Source organism: Dyadobacter sp. CY343 (genome assembly GCF_021390335.1).
Lineage (GTDB): Bacteria > Bacteroidota > Bacteroidia > Cytophagales > Spirosomataceae > Dyadobacter.
Genome location: NZ_JAJUXK010000003.1, coordinates 208,751 through 225,411 on the forward strand (window position 1 = coordinate 208,751; position 16,661 = coordinate 225,411).

The window sequence follows — 16,661 nt, forward strand, 5'->3', positions numbered from 1 at the left end:
TACTGACAAGGCAGAGGCACACTAACAAAGCAGGCTAACAAAAAAATGAGGCTGACGAATTAACGTCAGCCTCATTTTTTGCTTTAACATATTGTTATCTCTCGCTCATCGCAACAAAGTCTCTTTTGGGAGCGCCTACGTAAATCTGACGCGGGCGGCCGATTGGTTCTTTATTAGCCCGCATTTCTTTCCATTGCGCAATCCAGCCCGGAAGCCGGCCGATAGCAAACATAACCGTAAACATATTGGTAGGAATACCCAACGCGCGGTAAATGATTCCTGAGTAAAAATCTACATTCGGATACAACTTTCTTTGTACGAAATAATCGTCCTCCAAAGCCGCTTTTTCCAATTTCTGGGCAATTTCCAATACAGGATCATTGATACCCAGCTTGTTCAGTACGTCGTCGGCAGCTTTTTTGATGATGCGGGCACGTGGGTCAAAGTTCTTGTAAACCCGGTGACCAAAACCGAACAAACGGAAACCGCTCGTTTTGTCTTTTGCCATATCAATATACTTCTGCGTATCGCCGCCGTCGTTTTTAATTGCTTCCAGCATTTCGATCACTTCCTGGTTTGCACCGCCGTGAAGGGGCCCCCACAATGCGCTGATACCAGCCGAGATCGACGAATAAATATTAGCATGGGATGAACCAACCAGCCTTACGGTAGAAGTAGAGCAGTTTTGTTCGTGGTCAGCGTGAAGGATCAGCAGCTTGTTCAATGCAGCCGAAACCACTGGATCCACATTATATTTCGCTACCGGGAGCGAAAACATCATATTCAGGAAATTGGAACAATAATCCAGGTCATTCTGCGGATAGTTAACCGGGTGTCCCTGCGATTTTTTGTAAGACCAGGTCGCAATAGTCGGCAGTTTTGAAAGCAACCGAATGATATGCAGCTGGGTTACTTCTTCGCTATATTGGTCACTGTCAGGATAGAAAGAGCTCATGGCACTTACCAGCGAAGACAAAACACCCATCGGGTGCGCGTTCACCGGAAATCCTTCGAAAATCTTGCGCATATCCTCATTCACCAGCGTATGCGTTCTGATTTCGTGCTCGAAGTCAGCAAATTGCTTTTCAGTGGGCAGCTCTCCGTAAATTAGCAGGTAAGCTACTTCCAGGAACGACGCCTTCTCGGCCAAATCCTCTATCGAATATCCTCTGTAATTCAGTATACCTTCTTCACCATCCAAAAATGTGATAGCGCTTTTTGTAGCACCGGTATTTTTATAGCCGGCGTCAATAGTAATATACCCTGTCTGGTCCCGCAGCTTCGCAATATCAATCGCTTTTTCCTGCTCACTTCCTTCAATTACCGGGAACTCAAACTTTTGACCATCAAGGGTTAATTCAGCTATTTGGGACATATAATTAAGAATAAAATTAAAAAGGTTAATGACGGGACAGGTCCGGATCAGGCCAACGCATTCCAAAGATTTTGCCCGACGCTGATTTACTTATCCAACAAATTAATTTTGTGTTAAATAGCCCGGGAATCGGCGATTTCCGCGTCCAAGACAAGCCGCAATATCCTAAAAAACCGCGTATTTTCTATTATTATCCATGTTTAATTTGTGAAAAATCAAGTCCTAAACAATAATATTTTATAATTGAGCGGAATAGTACCAATATTATATTGAGCCTGCTAATCTGCATTCAAATAGGTCCATCGGGCGGCTTCACGCCACTATTTTCCGAACTTCCAGCAGCACTGATTCCCTTGCTGTTTACCTCCGCGGCGAGGATCCTTTTGAACAAATACCTGCTAAAAATGCCGATCAGAATCACCGGCATCAAATGCGCGCCGTAGATAAATGCCTTACCGGTAAGTCGGTACGAGAAGGAGGAAAAAGTGACATACACATACATGAACCAGGCCAGGGCGACAGCATCCAAAAACAGGAAAGTGATCAGCGCTGGTTTCTTCTTCATAAAACGGTAAGCCAACTCGCTGAGCGACAATGCAATTCCGACCGTCAATGCTACTGTTAATAACGCTCTCGGAAAATTGCGGATATAGGTGTGTTTGTAAACAAAAATGCCAATCCTGCCGATCAGATTGGGGTGCGCCAGTAAGTAGGCGTCGGTAATTGTCAGTACCAACAATAGCAGGAGGCTGCTTATTTTTCTGTTCATTGCTTTTTATGACGCCATTTTTAGGTGTTAACTCTTACTTCTCTGTGCTTCAAAACCAAGATATTGCTGCGCCATATATTCAATTTTCTGCCGCTCGTTCCAGTCGTCGCTTAGCCAGTGAATTGCCAGCCCGTCCTTTTCCATTTTCCTGAAAAACGTCATTTGCCGCTTGGCGAAGCGATGGATTTCTGTTTCGAGCTTGCTTTTCATAGTCGCAAAGTCCAGCTCGCCGGTCAGGTACAGGGTAATGTATTTGTATTCCAAACCATAATAAACCAGTTGATCGGGCGCTAATTTTTTCAAAAGCTGCTCTACTTCTTCAACCAAACCGTTTTCAAGTCGCTGGTTCAGTCTGGTACTGATACGCTCGCGACGGATCTCGACGGCCGGGTTCAGTCCGAAAATGATACTTTGCTGCGCGAGATCTGGCTTTGAAAACTGATTACCAGCCGCCGGGTTGGCAGACAGATATTCAGAAATTTCGATCGCACGGATCAGGCGCTTCCTGGTTGAAGTATCTGCAAGTTCCTGGTAGTCTGTGTTATATGAATTGAAATGTGTAAGTAGCTGTTCATTCGAAACCTCTGCTAATTTTTCCCGCAAACTCTCGTTGACCGGAATAGCCGAATACGCGTGGCCTTTCAGTAATGCATAAATATAAAACCCGGAGCCGCCGCAAAGAATCGGTACCCGGTTTCTGGCGATAATATCCTGATGTACCTTCTCGAAATCGTGCTGGAAATCGTTCACATTATATTGCGTGCCCGCATCTGCAATATTGATCAGGTGATAGGGGACATGGTTTCCGCCAAGCTGATATTCGCCAAGATCCTTGCCGGTACCGATATCCATTTCCCGGTATACCTGCCGCGAATCGGCGCTTACAATTTCTCCGTCGAGCTCCGCCGCAACCTGCACTGCCAAATGTGTTTTTCCTGAGGCAGTAGGGCCGAGAACAACCAGAAGTGGCTTTTTCATTTGCATATTCCCGACATTTAAATGGAGTTGAGGATCTGTTTTACAAACTTAATGCTGCCCATATTCCGGATCTCTATATCGTTTTCACGCACTTGATTGGCTGTTCCGGTCCCAGTTTTCCGATGCATTGTTTTTGTGTCAATATAAAAAGCTTCGGGCTGGGTCTGAGCTATTTTTTTAAACCCTAATTTGTTGTAACTGGCTCCCGCAGACCATTCTACATCGGCATAAGTCATAATATCTCCCGGCTCTTTTTCCCTGATAAAAGCCTGCAAAAGTTTGTCCAGCCCACCGACTACATTGCAATCGCGCAAACTGGCAAACCGGATCAATTCGTGCGAGCGGAGTGGGTTCGTTTCTTTATTGAAAATACGTGGATAGCTGAAAGTCGCAACAGCTACCAGTATTTCAGTAGAGCCTATTTCCGGTGTAAGCATTTCATTCAGAACGCGATAGTGGCTGGCCGGGAGGTAGAGCCCGTATTTGTATTTAGCAGATACCGGACCATTTAAATGGTTTTCTGCCAAGAACCGGTCGGTCGTTTCTTTGTCGATGCGGCGAACTTTGGTGAGGCGCGCGGGTATTTTATGTGCTAGTCCAAGAATTGCCGCAAGCCGCGACTGGACTATGTTCTTTTTATTCAACCAAAAATCCTCCCATAAAACAACGGTCGTCAAGCCGCTATCACGAACATGCTGAACATATTGAAGACACGCAGGCCACTTATCCAATGCATTTTCATTAGCCCAAACATCCAGATCGATCAGTACCAGCGCAAGTCTGTTTTGGTTATTTTTAAAAATATGAAATACCGTAAAAATGCCGGCGATCTTTTGCGCTTCCCTGCATTCAAAACCCATTGATAAGAACCAATCTGATATCTGATCTTTAAATGGGATTGAAGCTTTCAAGGGGCGTTATTTTTCGGGAAAGTTAGAGCCGAATATGGACAGAACAAAAAAAACGCGCCTTTCGACGCGTTTTTAACCAGGTTCAAGAAGTGGATTACTTACCTCCCAAACCGAAAATAACACCCACATTCACGCCGCCAAAATTCGAAGTCGATTCGAAATCAACATTGTTCGGCCCGCCAGTGGTTGAGTTATGGTTTTTATTTCCAAATACAAAGTGGTAAATACCTTCCACCTGGATACCCAAATTACCGAACGCAAACAGTAAACCTGCACGCGGCGCCGCACCGAAATTGCTGTGGCGAGACGATTCCACGATCGTATTTCCGTTAAACTCTGCATTGTATTTCGAGAAGTACACACCCGCGTCACCGCCTACATACGGACGGATAAGTCCCTCTGCGAAAAAATAATCGAGGGTACCAGTTACCGGCATCAACGTTCCGGTGGAGCTCAGCGTTTGTCCGGCGATGGTGTAATCGCTTCCGTCTGCGTAAATTTTACCAGCCACGCCGACTGCAAACCGCGGCGAAGTGAACACGCGCAGGTTAACTCCGCCGCCTGCTACTGTTTTGGAATCTTCCACATTTGATTTTGCAATTCCACCCTGAAGTCCGATGGAAAACTGTGCGTAGCTGGCCGAGCTAAGAGCGGACACGAAGGCCACGATGGCCAGTGTGCGGAATAAGGTCTTTTTCATGTCTGATGATTTGGTTGATTGATGGATTATATACCCTCCAATATCAGTCCATCATGAAAAAGTTGAATTGTAAAGAAAAATTACGGTCTAATACACAAGAGGTTAGGATATCATTTGCGCGCTATTATGCTATTTGATAGCGATAGTTGCTGTGCAAATTATTCCTCATTGTGGTGGGCTGCCTCCCAGCCGATCAAAGCTTTTTTGCGCAGACTACCCCAGCGATATTCTCCCAAAATACCTTCCTTTCGGATCACGCGGTGGCAGGGAATCAGGTACGCAATAGGGTTGTCACCGACAGCGGTACCTACTGCTCGAACTGCTCCCGGGTGGCCAATGCTATTCGCAATTTGCTGGTAGGTTGTCACGGCGCCGTTGGGAATATTCAATAATGCCTCCCAGACTTTTAATTGAAAGTTGGTACCCTGCACAAGCAGCGGCAGTTTTTCCAGTGATTTTTTATCAGCACTGAATATCCTTCGAATGTAAGGCGCTGTAACTTCCTGATCCGCAGTAATTTCGGCGTAATGCCATTTTTTAGCCAGGCGGATCAGCTGGTCTTCTTTCGAATCTGCGTCAACAAATGCCATCGCGCATATACCGCGTTCGGTGACAGCTAGGAAGCAATTTCCAAACGGTGTTTCGTGGTAACCGTAGCGGATCGCCAGCCCCTTTCCCGAGCTCCGGAATTCCTGTGGGGTAACTGCTTCGATGGAAGTAAAATGGTCGTAAACGCGGCTCTGGCTGGATAAGCCGGCGAGCTCGGCGAGTTCTGTCAGGTTTGCTGATTCCCGGATTTTTTCTTTCAGATAACCGGCTGTAATATATTGGAGGAATTTTTTGGGACTCACGCCGGCCCATTCCGAGAACACGCGCTGGAAATGAAACTGGCTAATGTTAACCTCCTCTGCCACATCAAAAAGCGACGGTTGTTCCTTTGCATTGGCGACGATAAATTCAATCGCCTTTGCAATTTTCTCGTAATTGTAAGTTTGCTGGTCCATTGGATGAATGTTTTGTTATACAAATCTGGTATGTATTTTTATCGTCTTCAACCTGAAACTTGCTCAATAGTCCATGAAACAAAACGATCGCAAAACATCTTCAATTAGAAAATTGGCAGCCACATTAGCAGTTGCATTTCTTTGTTCAACCGGCGCATTTGCCCAGAATTTTAAAGCGGATCTGAAAAAGCTAGACGGGCAGATCGAAGCGGATTATAAGAACAAGAAACTATCTGAAAATGAATACCGCAAGCTTAAAAACGAACAGGAGATCATTAAACTAGCCATTGAAAAAGCGATGGCCGACGATATGATGACACCTGATGAGAAGAATAAGATCCATTCAAAAATAATCAGATCTAAGAAAAGACTCGGTAAGTACAAGACCAACCGGGAAATATATTAAAAAGAAGAGCTCCTTTCGGGAGCTCTTTTCTTAGTATTCCTTCTTACTATCTTTTTTCGCCTTCTTATCCGCGCGTTTCTCCTTCAAAGATTTTTCGGCCTCCTTTTTGGTGCTGCCTTTGTCAAGATTCTTACCTTTTGCCATGACTGTCGATTTTGAGTTAGAGTTTTACAAATAACAGAATTAGTATAAAATTTTGTATCAGCAAAAACGAAAATTATTGCTTTTGCGTGATCCAGTCCATGATCAGGTTGGCCCGCGCGCCTGTCTCGCCGGTGCTCGGACATTTTCCCTCGCCCCGTAAGTCCTGAACGATCAGGTCGATAAGTGGCTGCTGTACGTGCTTTGGATAAGGGATATTCAGCGTTTGCGTTCCTTTTTCAGTTTCAATCATAATATCAAATTTCTCAAAAAAAGAAAAGCTGATCCGGCCTTTTGAGCCCACGATCTGCGCGTGATCTGCTCTTTGCTCCTTATTGACCGTATAACACCAGCTTCCTTTTCCCAAAACGCCCGACTCAAATTCATAGGTTGCGACCACAATATCGTCGGCGCTATAAAGTCCCGCCTGGTTCCGCGCAATACCGGAAGCCGATTTTACCGGCCCGAGAACATATTCCAGTAAATCAAACTGATGCGATGCGAGGTCGTGAAAGTGACCGCCGCCGGAAACTTCGGGATCTACCCGCCAGCGGGGTTTTGGTTTGCTGCCCACTTCTTCTTCGTAAGGTTGCCATTGCAGGTAAATGTCGACAAAACGAATATCGCCGATCACTTTGCTATCGATCAGTTCTTTTACTTTGAGGAAATAATCGAGCGCGCGACGGTAATAGGCTACGAATACGGGGATGCCTGTACGTTTGCTTTCTTCATTGATCCGCTCGCATTCGGCGAAGGTACGGCCCATTGGTTTTTCAATATAAACCGGTTTGCCCGCCTGCATTGCTTTGATAGCAAGTTCTTCGTGGGCGTCGGGTGGGGTGGCAATGTAAATCGCATTCACTTCCGGATCATTGATCAGCTCGTCGGCATCGTCGTACCATTTTGGTACATTGTGCCTGGTTGCGTAATCCTCAGCCAATTCGGCATTCCGGCGCATTACGGCGACGAGCTTCGAATTTTTTACTTTATTGAACGCGGGGCCGCTTTTCACTTCGGTCACATTGCCGCAGCCAATGATCCCCCATTTGATTTGATCCATCAGAAGAAAAAAAGATTTGAACTAAACTATTGGCTTAATAATTATTTAGGAGGTTAAATCTACTTTAAAACTTATATGAAAACCGAGCTTGAAATGCATAATCAGCCCAATAATCCCCTCCATGGAAAAACACTTGAATCAATTTTAAACGAGCTGGTGGAATATTATGGGTGGGAACAACTGGGTTATCATATTAATATCAATAGCTTTAACCACGAACCAAGCGTCAAGTCGAGCCTGAAATTTTTACGGAAAACACCCTGGGCAAGGAAAAAGGTAGAAGATCTTTATCTTGAAATGCTGGAACGCAAATAAATGGTTCGGACTTGCAGGCTGTTCATGAATCAACATTATATAGTGTATTGATTATGCCATTTGTAGATTATTATCAAATCCTCGGCGTCGACAAAAGTGCCGACGAGAAAGCAATTAAAAACGCTTACCGGAAGCTTGCACGCAAATTCCACCCCGACCTTAATCCCGACGATAAAGAGGCGGAGCAAAAATTCAAGGAGCTGAACGAAGCGAATGAAGTGCTGAGTGACCCTGAAAAGCGGAAGAAATATGACCAGTATGGAAAAGACTGGCAGCATAGCGACGAGTTTGAAAGTGCGCGTCGGGCGAGAGGTAATGCAAACAGCTACCAGGGACAGCAATATTCCGGCGGCGGTGATCAGTTTTCAGATTTTTTTGAATCAATGTTTGGATCAGGCAGCGGCTTCGGCGGCGGGCGGCAGGCTCGTTTTCGGGGGCAGGATTATCAGGCCGAAGTAAATCTCAATTTGCAGCAGGCTTACGAAACGCACAAGCAGACATTGACTGTAAATGGCAGGAACATTCGTATTACTGTTCCGGCCGGTATTGAAAACGGGCAGACTATTAAAATTCCGGGGCATGGCGGGAAGGGCAGCAACGGCGGTCCCGACGGAGATCTTTACATTACTTTTCAGATCAGAAACGACGAAAAGATCAGGCGGACCGGAAACGACTTGCACATTAAAGCTGAACTGGACCTTTATACTGCGGTGCTCGGAGGCGAATTGATTCTTGATACTCTCAGCGGAAAAGTGAAGCTGCCAGTCAAGCCAGAAACGCAGAACGGAAGTGTGGTCCGGTTGAAAGGGAAAGGTTTTCCTGTGTATAAAAAGGAAGGTGAGTTTGGAGATCTGTACGTGACATTTGACGTAAAGATTCCCAAGAACCTGACCGAGCGTCAAAAAGAATTGTTTCTCGAATTGTCAAAATCCTAAATCCATTTTGTTATGGAAAATGATCAATTGATAGCTATCGATACATTCTGCACTTACTATGAGGTGGAATATTCGTTTGTTGAATCACTTCAAAACAGCGATCTGATCGAGTTGGTGGAGGTGAATGAAAGCCGGTTTCTGCAAATTCCGCAGTTACGTAAAATCGAGCGACTGATCCGCCTGCACCGCGATCTGGACATTAATATAGCCGGAATTGAAGCCGTAGATAATTTACTTAATCGGGTTGATAATCTAAGCCGGGAGATATTGACGCTCAAAAACCGGCTGAGGTTTTACGAGCGCGACCTGTGAGTTAATCGGTGGTTTTAACCTACTTTTGATGCTTTATGCATATTTAAGGCAGCTGATTTCTGCCTTAGTCATACTTTTTATATGAAATTCGAAGACTATCATATTTCGCCCGAAATCAAGCGAAACCTGGAAACTGCCGGGTTCAAGCGACCGACGGACATTCAATTTAAAGCGATACCTGCGATCCTGAAAGGGGAGGACGTACTTGCTATTGCGCAGACGGGAACCGGCAAAACGGCCGCTTTCGCGATTCCGGTGATTGACTTGCTGGCGCGCGACAAGACTTCCAACCGTACCGACGGAATCAAGTGTGTAGTGATGGTCCCGACACGGGAGCTGGCTATTCAGATTACGGACGTGTTTACGAAGCTTGCAAAGCACACGAAAGTCAAGGTTTTCAGTGTTTTTGGCGGGGTAGAGCAGGAGCCTCAGATCGCGCAGCTGGAAAAAGGCATTGATATCATGGTTTCGACACCCGGGCGGATGTTTGACCTGGCGAGCCAGGGACATATTAAGCTGGATAAGGTTGATATACTGATCCTGGACGAAGCCGATCACATGCTTGATCTGGGCTTTATTAAAGATATTCAGGATCTGATCAAGCTGCTGCCTAAGAAAAGGCAAACGCTTTTTTTCTCGGCTACTATTAATGAAACCATTAAAAAACTGGCGTACTCGCTGGTCCGGAACGCGATCCGTATTCAGATTTCGCCCAACAATCCTGTCGCCCGCAATATCAATCACTCGGTAGCTTTTGTGGATATGGATGATAAGCGTTTCTTTCTCGAAAGAACGATCAAGTCAAATCCTGACAGCAAGATCCTTGTTTTTGTACGAACAAAAGTGCGCGCCGAGCGGGTATTTGCGGCTCTGGACAGAATGGAAATTAAAAGTCTGACCATTCACGGAGATAAGGATCAGGCGGAGAGGGTGAAAGCGTTGAATCAGTTCAAGACCGGCGAAACGAAAGTATTGATCGCCACGGACGTGAGTGCGCGCGGGATCGATATCCCTAATGTGGACTACGTGGTGAACTACGATATGCCCGAGCAGCCCGAAAATTACGTCCACAGGGTAGGGCGGACGGGCCGCGGGACGCAGAAGGGACTTGCAGTTTCATTTTGCAGCCCGGAAGAAAAACCCGTTTTGGATCAAATACAGGAATATCTTGACAAACCGATCGACGTACTGAAAATCAGCCAGACTGACTATTCCGCGACTTTGGAATATACGACCGATCAAAATGACGATCTGAATTCTCTGATGAAAGAAGTAGAAGAGTATCAGAGTTCACGGAAAGGGAAGAAGAAGTAAAAATTGGAATCCACAAAAAAAGAGCCGCTGCATCATGCAGCGGCTCTTTTTCATTCTGATAGATATATTTTTCATTCTGATAGATATATTTTTCATTCTGATAGATATATTTTTCAGTCGTTTGATTCCTCAGGCAGAATCTGTCCGCGGATTTCACCATAAATATTTTCTGCTGTTGGAATATTCACGTAAAGCATTCCGGTGATCAGCATAGTTTGTTGCTCAACGTTCAGTTTCACATTACCCTGAACCTGATTTCCTGCCGGCATATTAGAAAGCGGGAAAACCATCGGTCCTGCCTCCCACGCTGGATTTGCGCTGTGTATATTCACTGAGGTAGGAGTGATATTCTGATAAGTAATATTGTATTTAAGGTCCATTGTAGTTTTGTTGTACTCGAAAACCCCGGTTCCTTGTGCTGAGGAAGTAGCTTTCGGAACAGTTGGAGCACTATTAATGACTGCCGAGAACCTTACAATGTCATCTTTATGAGGACCTTCCTCTTTGCAGGAAGACACAAATCCCAACATCATAACCCCCGCGATCAATAGTAAAAAACGTTTCATTGGCTTTTTCATACAATTTAATTTAAAAATTTAACCCTTAAATATACATACAAAGTAATACGCTGCAAAAATGATACCATCAGCCTTTCATATATTCCACAAGTCATTCCTTCTGATGTAGACGATCCTGTTGTTCCAGATCACGCGGTTCCAATGGTCCACCGACCCTAGAATCGTCAGCTTGTGCCCTTTTCCAACTCGCTCAATCACAGGTGCAGCGGAAGAAGGCTCGTCTCTCAGAAAGGTGTTCTCATTGACCACAATGCACGTTTGATAAAGGGAAGGTACATTTAGTATTCCCAATAGTACCAGTAAATAAACAATAATGGAAATTTTGTGAATTTGCAGGATCGGCTCTCTTCTCCGCGTCTTTGTAACCATTATGACTACAATATAAGTACCCAGTGTCAATAAAAGAAGTGGAAAATAGTCACCATATCTTCTATAAAATATGATGAAGTAGTTGTAATCGTCGAATTCATACCCTGAGAGATTGTGCTCTTCTGCCAGTTTATCCATTTTTTCAAACAGTCTTCTGGAAGGATTGGCGAGGGCAAGTTTGCTGAGGTAATAGAGGCAATCGGTGTAATTATTGGTCTTTTCAGCGAGGAAGGCAAGTTTCAGCAGCAGGCTTTGACTATTTTTTTCGTCTCTGTTAAAATTTTTCCGGTACAGTACGAGCGACTCTGGATACCTGCCCATAGCGAACAGAGAATCAGCCGTTTTTAACTCTTTTGCATCCGCTGCAAAGGCCGGCTCAAAGATAAAAACCGCACAAAACACGATCCCGAAAGCCAGGTATTTCTTGATTAGGGCTTGCATTATACGTTTTAGAATTCTACTTTTGCATCGCAATTACGGAAAAGGCTACGGCTAATACAAGGTTGCAAAGAATAAGAAAAATACAAGATTCCGTAGCTCAGCTGGTAGAGCAATCGCGTCGGCGAACCGACACCGCACGGCGTCCGCTTTTAATGTATGGGGCCTGGGTTCGCAAGGTAATAGCAGCAAAAAAATAAGATTCCGTAGCTCAGCTGGTAGAGCAATACACTTTTAATGTATGGGTCCTGGGTTCGAATCCCAGCGGGATCACTTGAAGCGCCTCAAAAGGGCGCTTTTCTTGCTTGCAGCGTACACTTTTAATGTATGGGTCCTGGCCGGGCCGCCGGGCGTTTCGAATCCCAGCGGGATCACTTCAAGAAATAACAAAAAGCATCAAAAGCCTGCAAATCAAACGATTGCAGGCTTTTTTGTTTTCCGGATTATGCCAAAATATTCAATTTTCTACAAACTTTTGGTGCGTAATCCGGTGAGTTCAAGAATCTGCAAATTTTACTCACCAAAATCGCTACAACCCATTGTGTAACAACCTATTTACGCCGTAAACATCTTGTGCTGTAACGGCTTGCAAGACTACTTTTGTTCAACTTTTTAACCTGAAATGGGTATGAAAACAAAACTGAGTCTGCTTTTCTATTTGAAGAAGCCGAAGAATTATCAAAAAGGGTCAGTACCGATTTATCTGCTTAACAGGGCTGAGCTGGACTTAATGGGCAGTAAAGAATTTGCTAGTGATCGTCTCGCACAAGTTCGCGATACCTGTCTCTTTTGTTGTTTCACCGGCCTGGCATACTCGGACATTTAGAAACTACAACAAAGCCATATAGCACGGGGAATTGACGGCGAGCAGTGGATTTCAGCCAGCGGATGAAAACGAATGTCAAGTCTCACATTCCGCTGCTGCCAGAAGCAATCGGCCAGATGTCAGATTGTGTTACAATCTAATCTGGCCCGGCAAACGCCCCGAAGTCGCTGGCGGGAGAATTATATAAATATTACGATGTTACACTACTAGTTCATAGTAGTATGATACCCATCATGCCGATCTTAGTACTGATTGGTTCGAGGGCTAATGACTCAACAATTACGACAACAGATAGAGGTATTATTTATATATTAATATGTTATGAATTGCAGTATTCCGAAAAGCTACCTGATTAAAGAGTTTCTGAGCTTGCATTTATATGTTTAAAAAACTGGAAGAGAAATATAGACTGGCAATAATAATCGCGTGTACCGTATCTTTTGCAATATGCGAGGTATATATCATGCTTAATAAAATATATACAATCGAGTATGGGAAGATTTTGTTTTTGTATTGGCTATTAGTTTGTTAGGCTTCGGTTGTAAGAGGCGCACACACATTTTGGCGTTGTAGGGGACTAGGATAAAAAAGCAATTATTGGCAAAGATGGCTGTTGTCAAAGTGAGTAGTAAGTATTCATTTACCAGATAAATTCGGGGTTTTGGAAATCTCAAAAGGAGGGAAAGCGATACCTGAGCCGGATTGTTGTTAGGTTATTATCGGAATAGCGAACGAGCACAGCTTTCTTTTTAAGGAATAGGCAATGTAGATAATAATCTTAGTATAAATCCAAATGATAACTAGTCGAAGATTCTTGATTTAGGATCAACAAATGACAATTCCCGGATTTTTATATTTTTTTATAAATGTTAATAAGTGTTTAAAGAACGGCGCAAATCGGTAGTCTAGCTTTGCATTATCAATATTAGGAATTGTAGAAGCAGAAATAACGGGACTGATCAAGTACAACGCTCCAACTCGTGAGAAAACTTAATTAATTAATTAATACCTCGGCGTATATATCATAGAGTTAGGTAAATCTTTTGAAACCGCATTGAAAAATGCCAACCGTGATTAGCCCACCACACACTTAGCCATTCAGATTCTCAATATTACAATCTCGACTTTTAAACTTAAATTAAATATGAACATTTTACCAAAACAACACAAAATCCTGCTCTCCGCATGTACATTTGGCGCAGCTGTTTTTCTCGGAAACCATTGTGCTTTTGCGCAAGTGAAAGTAGGTGAAAACCCACAAACAATTAATGCAGGATCGGTTTTAGAAATAGAAAGTTCTGATAAAGGTTTACTGCTTCCAAGGATATCGCTTGCGAATACTACCACGTGGGGATTGGCTGGTACGCCTGCTGCGGGAATGCAAGTTTATAACATGAACGCTGGGGTTACAGCCACATCTACTTCTTATCCCATAGCCGAAGGTGGTACCGGGGTATATTACTGGGATGGTAGCGGCTGGGTCAGTTCTAAAAAAGGTCAGTCCGGCTCGGGCAGTGACTTTGACTGGCTGAAAACCAGCAACAACGCCACGCCATCGGATCCTGCCGATATCGGATCTGCTATTTATCATGGCGGAGCTGGCAGCCAAGAAGTTACTGTGAGGAGCAATACTGTTGTAGCGGGCGAATCGGTCCGCACGACGACAGTGGCAGGCCACGGCACGGCACAAGCTGCTGCCACCAGCTTGTTCGCAGAATATAATGCCAACATTAATCCAAATGCTCATCCTGAAAATAATGCAGTGACCGGCATCCAAACGACTACACAGCATCCATTGATCTTCCGCACAACAGGAAGCGATAATGTGCCAACTGAGCGGATGCGAATTACTCCTGGTGGCTCGGTAGGAATAGGTACGCCGGGAATGCCTGATGTTTCGCAAGTTAGTTTTCGCGTAAATGGGCCTATTTATCAAGTAAACTCCGATGTTATTGAGAGTACCCAGGCCGTTATACTTAGAAATGGAGGCATAACTTTGTTTGGCGCTCAGAATCAAGAAGACAACGGGTACGTTGATTTCAAGGACAATTACAATGGAGCCTATAACGCCAGAATATTGTATAGCAATGATATTGGTACAGCGGGGGCGCTCTTGTTCAGAGTAAGAGGGCAGAATTTAAAAGATGCAATTACTATTTTGAACAGCAACGGCTACGTAGGGATCAATAGAACTAATCCTAATTATGAGCTGGATGTACTCGGGGACATCAATGCAACTGGTGAGGTTCGAAACAGCGGCACCAGTTTAACCTCAGATGCCCGCTTGAAACGCAACATTCAGTCATTACAAAATGGGCTGGGGATTGTTTCCAAATTAAAACCGGTGAGCTACGAGAAAAAAGCGACTATTGCGGACAGTATTTATAATAAATCAGAAATCGGTTTTATAGCACAGGAGGTACAGAAAATACTACCACAGCTTGTGCGTGAAGGCAAGGATGCGGATAAAACGCTGGCGCTGGATTACAATTCCCTTATTCCCATTTTAACGAAAGCTATTCAGGAACAGCAAAGCCAGATTGAGAAGTTATTATCTGAACGTGCCACGCATTCTGATTTGTTAAATACGCAGACAGTAAAACTGAATGCACAGGAAAATGAAATAAATGAAATTAAGGAGCTATTGCAAATAAAGAAGACGGTCAGTAGTGCAAGAATTTCAAAATAATAGGTGTAGATATTTGTTGGTATGGTCGAATTCGGCCGTACCTTTTTTTATATATTTTAGTACATTGTTTAAATAATATCAATTAAAGATGGTGTTATTTGTTCACGCGGTTTTATACTTTTTTATATTTATTTACATACGTTAAAAGTTCAGTTTAGACCTGCACTATACCTTTGTTCTATCAAGTGTAAGAGCACTTCGATTAAAAATATTAACACAAATTCTTAAAAGAAATGAAAATTCAATTTTTGAAATCAGCAGGCGCATGCCTTATTTTTTGCACAGTATTATTTGCGACGTCTTGTAAAGAGGATCAAATTTTACAAGAAAGTATTGGAGAACAGAATGTCGGCGATGATAGCAATGCGAAGCTTGTTATTCCCACAAAGCTTGATGTAGATATCTTTGCGGAGCGAATTGAAGACTATTTGGGAAATGTTGGGTTCGGCTATTCCATATTCGTTAATGGCGAAGAGTCTTTTATGTCAAATGGTGGCGATGGATTCGCAAGAAAGCACAGCGAAGGCACAGGCTTTGCAAAGCATAGTGCCGTTAGGTTACAGGAAACGAATGCAACTACACAATATGTTACTGCGCTTGCAGTACTTCGGGTCATTAAGAAGTACAACCTTTCATTAAAAACCAAAGTGTCGCTGTACCTTCCAAAGGGCTGGGTACCAAGTAAGCAATTTAAAGAATTGAATTTTGAAAGACTGCTTGCTCATAGAACAGGCTTAATTAATTATGGTAATGTTAGGAAAACTGTTGAAGGCCAACTAACTGAGAGTGTCTTCATATCAGGTGACCGGAGGAACAATGATATTAATTATATTTTGCTCGGTGTTATTGCTCCTTATGTTGAGGCAGTTGAGCTGAAAAAGCAGGGCGATGCAAGTAAGTTCAATAACCTCTCACAGCATAATTCGGACGTGGCGATCTTGTCTGCTTGTGGTATTCATTTTCGTAATCTTGTTCGGAATAATGTGTTTCTTCCTGCCGGACTTGCTAACTCTGATGTAATTGATTGGCAAGCATGGGATAAAAATGGCCCTATTGCTGCGAGTCTTTCAACACAGGGATATCCGGAGAAACTAGGGGACGCGCCTGGGATTGATAAAGCCATTGTAACAACAAGTTGTGGTGCAACGGGATTATATTTGAGTGCATCAGATTTTGCTAAAATTCAGTCTGCTGTTAATCAAAATAAGATTATAAACGCTACTGATTTTTTAGCAATGAAAAGTAAACTTCTCGGTTTTGACGGGGTACTTAAAGGTACGAAGGGTCTATACTATTATAAAACTGGACTTGGTTATAACTGCGAAAATATTATTATGGATTTTGGGAATGTTCAAGTAGCTGTATTTGCAAACTCTCCCCAAAGTGATTTTGCTGAGAAACCAACTGTTATTGCTCAATTGTTCGAGGATTCATTGAAATAATTAAATAAATTAATGTTTATCGAAACCGCTGGCTAAGATATCATTATCACTTTGCCAGTTGGTTTCGATAGAAGCCTTTTCTGGCTTAACCGCAAAAAA

At 43.6% G+C, this 16,661-nt stretch carries 17 protein-coding genes and 1 tRNA gene; 9 read left to right on the forward strand and 9 right to left on the reverse strand.

The features are described from left to right. Positions 1 to 94: 94 nt before the first annotated feature. The 6 genes from LZG94_RS09235 to LZG94_RS09260 form a co-directional block, all read right to left on the reverse strand. Complete coding sequence (locus LZG94_RS09235) at positions 95 to 1,375, reverse strand: citrate synthase (RefSeq protein WP_215236605.1); 1,281 nt, start codon at positions 1,373 to 1,375, stop codon at positions 95 to 97. A 289-nt stretch (positions 1,376 to 1,664) separates the two neighbouring features. Then, a complete protein-coding gene (locus LZG94_RS09240) occupies positions 1,665 to 2,144 on the reverse strand; it encodes a hypothetical protein (RefSeq protein ID WP_233791623.1) in 480 nt (159 codons plus the stop codon). 27 nt (positions 2,145 to 2,171) lie between these two features. Beyond that, positions 2,172 to 3,128 carry a tRNA (adenosine(37)-N6)-dimethylallyltransferase MiaA gene (gene miaA / locus LZG94_RS09245; protein WP_233791624.1) on the reverse strand — a complete coding sequence of 319 codons (957 nt, stop codon included), beginning with the start codon at positions 3,126 to 3,128 and terminating at the stop codon, positions 2,172 to 2,174. A gap of 11 nt (positions 3,129 to 3,139) precedes the next feature. Continuing rightward, the gene (locus tag LZG94_RS09250; protein ID WP_233791625.1) at positions 3,140 to 4,033 is read right to left on the reverse strand and encodes a hypothetical protein; all 894 of its coding nucleotides are present in this window, start codon (positions 4,031 to 4,033) and stop codon (positions 3,140 to 3,142) included. Between the two features lie 94 nt (positions 4,034 to 4,127). After that, positions 4,128 to 4,733 carry an outer membrane beta-barrel protein gene (locus LZG94_RS09255; protein ID WP_215236602.1) on the reverse strand — a complete coding sequence of 202 codons (606 nt, stop codon included), beginning with the start codon at positions 4,731 to 4,733 and terminating at the stop codon, positions 4,128 to 4,130. A 158-nt stretch (positions 4,734 to 4,891) separates the two neighbouring features. After that, positions 4,892 to 5,737, reverse strand: coding sequence for a methylated-DNA--[protein]-cysteine S-methyltransferase (locus tag LZG94_RS09260; RefSeq protein WP_233791626.1), 846 nt, complete (start codon positions 5,735 to 5,737; stop codon positions 4,892 to 4,894). 73 nt (positions 5,738 to 5,810) lie between these two features. Here LZG94_RS09260 and LZG94_RS09265 point away from each other — a divergent pair, with 73 nt between their 5' ends. Beyond that, the gene (locus LZG94_RS09265; RefSeq protein ID WP_233791627.1) at positions 5,811 to 6,143 is read left to right on the forward strand and encodes a hypothetical protein; all 333 of its coding nucleotides are present in this window, start codon (positions 5,811 to 5,813) and stop codon (positions 6,141 to 6,143) included. Positions 6,144 to 6,360: 217 nt separating this feature from the next. On the opposite strand, the gene LZG94_RS09270 is transcribed toward LZG94_RS09265, so the two are convergent. After that, positions 6,361 to 7,344, reverse strand: a complete 984-nt coding sequence (locus LZG94_RS09270; protein ID WP_233791628.1) for a Gfo/Idh/MocA family protein — start codon at positions 7,342 to 7,344, stop codon at positions 6,361 to 6,363. A gap of 93 nt (positions 7,345 to 7,437) precedes the next feature. Between LZG94_RS09270 and LZG94_RS09275 the strand changes: the two genes are divergently transcribed. The 4 genes from LZG94_RS09275 to LZG94_RS09290 all read left to right on the forward strand — a co-directional run bounded on the left by LZG94_RS09275 (position 7,438) and on the right by LZG94_RS09290 (position 10,220). Continuing rightward, a complete protein-coding gene (locus LZG94_RS09275) occupies positions 7,438 to 7,659 on the forward strand; it encodes a VF530 family DNA-binding protein (RefSeq protein ID WP_233792091.1) in 222 nt (73 codons plus the stop codon). Between the two features lie 53 nt (positions 7,660 to 7,712). Continuing rightward, positions 7,713 to 8,594, forward strand: coding sequence for a DnaJ C-terminal domain-containing protein (locus LZG94_RS09280; protein WP_233791629.1), 882 nt, complete (start codon positions 7,713 to 7,715; stop codon positions 8,592 to 8,594). Positions 8,595 to 8,606: 12 nt separating this feature from the next. After that, positions 8,607 to 8,906 carry a chaperone modulator CbpM gene (locus LZG94_RS09285; RefSeq protein ID WP_233791630.1) on the forward strand — a complete coding sequence of 100 codons (300 nt, stop codon included), beginning with the start codon at positions 8,607 to 8,609 and terminating at the stop codon, positions 8,904 to 8,906. Between the two features lie 81 nt (positions 8,907 to 8,987). Beyond that, positions 8,988 to 10,220: a DEAD/DEAH box helicase gene (locus LZG94_RS09290; RefSeq protein WP_233791631.1), complete on the forward strand. Its 1,233-nt coding sequence runs from the start codon at positions 8,988 to 8,990 to the stop codon at positions 10,218 to 10,220. Positions 10,221 to 10,333: 113 nt separating this feature from the next. On the opposite strand, the gene LZG94_RS09295 is transcribed toward LZG94_RS09290, so the two are convergent. Beyond that, a complete protein-coding gene (locus LZG94_RS09295) occupies positions 10,334 to 10,798 on the reverse strand; it encodes a CHRD domain-containing protein (RefSeq protein WP_215236785.1) in 465 nt (154 codons plus the stop codon). Between the two features lie 75 nt (positions 10,799 to 10,873). Then, positions 10,874 to 11,608, reverse strand: a complete 735-nt coding sequence (locus LZG94_RS09300) for an SH3 domain-containing protein (protein ID WP_233791632.1) — start codon at positions 11,606 to 11,608, stop codon at positions 10,874 to 10,876. A gap of 197 nt (positions 11,609 to 11,805) precedes the next feature. Here LZG94_RS09300 and LZG94_RS09305 point away from each other — a divergent pair. The 4 genes from LZG94_RS09305 (at position 11,806) to LZG94_RS09320 (ending at position 16,562) form a co-directional block, all read left to right on the forward strand. Continuing rightward, positions 11,806 to 11,878: transfer RNA gene (locus tag LZG94_RS09305), tRNA-Lys, on the forward strand. 355 nt (positions 11,879 to 12,233) lie between these two features. Next, entirely contained in the window at positions 12,234 to 12,431 is a 198-nt protein-coding gene (locus LZG94_RS09310) for a hypothetical protein (protein WP_233791633.1), read from the forward strand. A 1,144-nt stretch (positions 12,432 to 13,575) separates the two neighbouring features. Next, positions 13,576 to 15,120, forward strand: a complete 1,545-nt coding sequence (locus LZG94_RS09315; RefSeq protein WP_233791634.1) for a tail fiber domain-containing protein — start codon at positions 13,576 to 13,578, stop codon at positions 15,118 to 15,120. 233 nt (positions 15,121 to 15,353) lie between these two features. Beyond that, positions 15,354 to 16,562, forward strand: a complete 1,209-nt coding sequence (locus tag LZG94_RS09320) for a serine hydrolase (protein WP_233791635.1) — start codon at positions 15,354 to 15,356, stop codon at positions 16,560 to 16,562. Positions 16,563 to 16,661: the final 99 nt, after the last annotated feature.

What these genes read in the sequence shown, in the direction of transcription:
- LZG94_RS09235 (WP_215236605.1), bottom strand. Translation starts at nt 1,375, where the DNA reads ATGTCCCAAATAGCTGAATTAACCCTTGATGGTCAAAAGTTTGAGTTC.
- LZG94_RS09240 (WP_233791623.1), bottom strand. Translation starts at nt 2,144, where the DNA reads ATGAACAGAAAAATAAGCAGCCTCCTGCTATTGTTGGTACTGACAATT.
- miaA (WP_233791624.1), bottom strand. Translation starts at nt 3,128, where the DNA reads ATGCAAATGAAAAAGCCACTTCTGGTTGTTCTCGGCCCTACTGCCTCA.
- LZG94_RS09255 (WP_215236602.1), bottom strand. Translation starts at nt 4,733, where the DNA reads ATGAAAAAGACCTTATTCCGCACACTGGCCATCGTGGCCTTCGTGTCC.
- LZG94_RS09260 (WP_233791626.1), bottom strand. Translation starts at nt 5,737, where the DNA reads ATGGACCAGCAAACTTACAATTACGAGAAAATTGCAAAGGCGATTGAA.
- LZG94_RS09265 (WP_233791627.1), top strand. Translation starts at nt 5,811, where the DNA reads ATGAAACAAAACGATCGCAAAACATCTTCAATTAGAAAATTGGCAGCC.
- LZG94_RS09270 (WP_233791628.1), bottom strand. Translation starts at nt 7,344, where the DNA reads ATGGATCAAATCAAATGGGGGATCATTGGCTGCGGCAATGTGACCGAA.
- LZG94_RS09275 (WP_233792091.1), top strand. Translation starts at nt 7,438, where the DNA reads ATGCATAATCAGCCCAATAATCCCCTCCATGGAAAAACACTTGAATCA.
- LZG94_RS09280 (WP_233791629.1), top strand. Translation starts at nt 7,713, where the DNA reads ATGCCATTTGTAGATTATTATCAAATCCTCGGCGTCGACAAAAGTGCC.
- LZG94_RS09285 (WP_233791630.1), top strand. Translation starts at nt 8,607, where the DNA reads ATGGAAAATGATCAATTGATAGCTATCGATACATTCTGCACTTACTAT.
- LZG94_RS09290 (WP_233791631.1), top strand. Translation starts at nt 8,988, where the DNA reads ATGAAATTCGAAGACTATCATATTTCGCCCGAAATCAAGCGAAACCTG.
- LZG94_RS09295 (WP_215236785.1), bottom strand. Translation starts at nt 10,798, where the DNA reads ATGAAAAAGCCAATGAAACGTTTTTTACTATTGATCGCGGGGGTTATG.
- LZG94_RS09300 (WP_233791632.1), bottom strand. Translation starts at nt 11,608, where the DNA reads ATGCAAGCCCTAATCAAGAAATACCTGGCTTTCGGGATCGTGTTTTGT.
- LZG94_RS09310 (WP_233791633.1), top strand. Translation starts at nt 12,234, where the DNA reads ATGAAAACAAAACTGAGTCTGCTTTTCTATTTGAAGAAGCCGAAGAAT.
- LZG94_RS09315 (WP_233791634.1), top strand. Translation starts at nt 13,576, where the DNA reads ATGAACATTTTACCAAAACAACACAAAATCCTGCTCTCCGCATGTACA.
- LZG94_RS09320 (WP_233791635.1), top strand. Translation starts at nt 15,354, where the DNA reads ATGAAAATTCAATTTTTGAAATCAGCAGGCGCATGCCTTATTTTTTGC.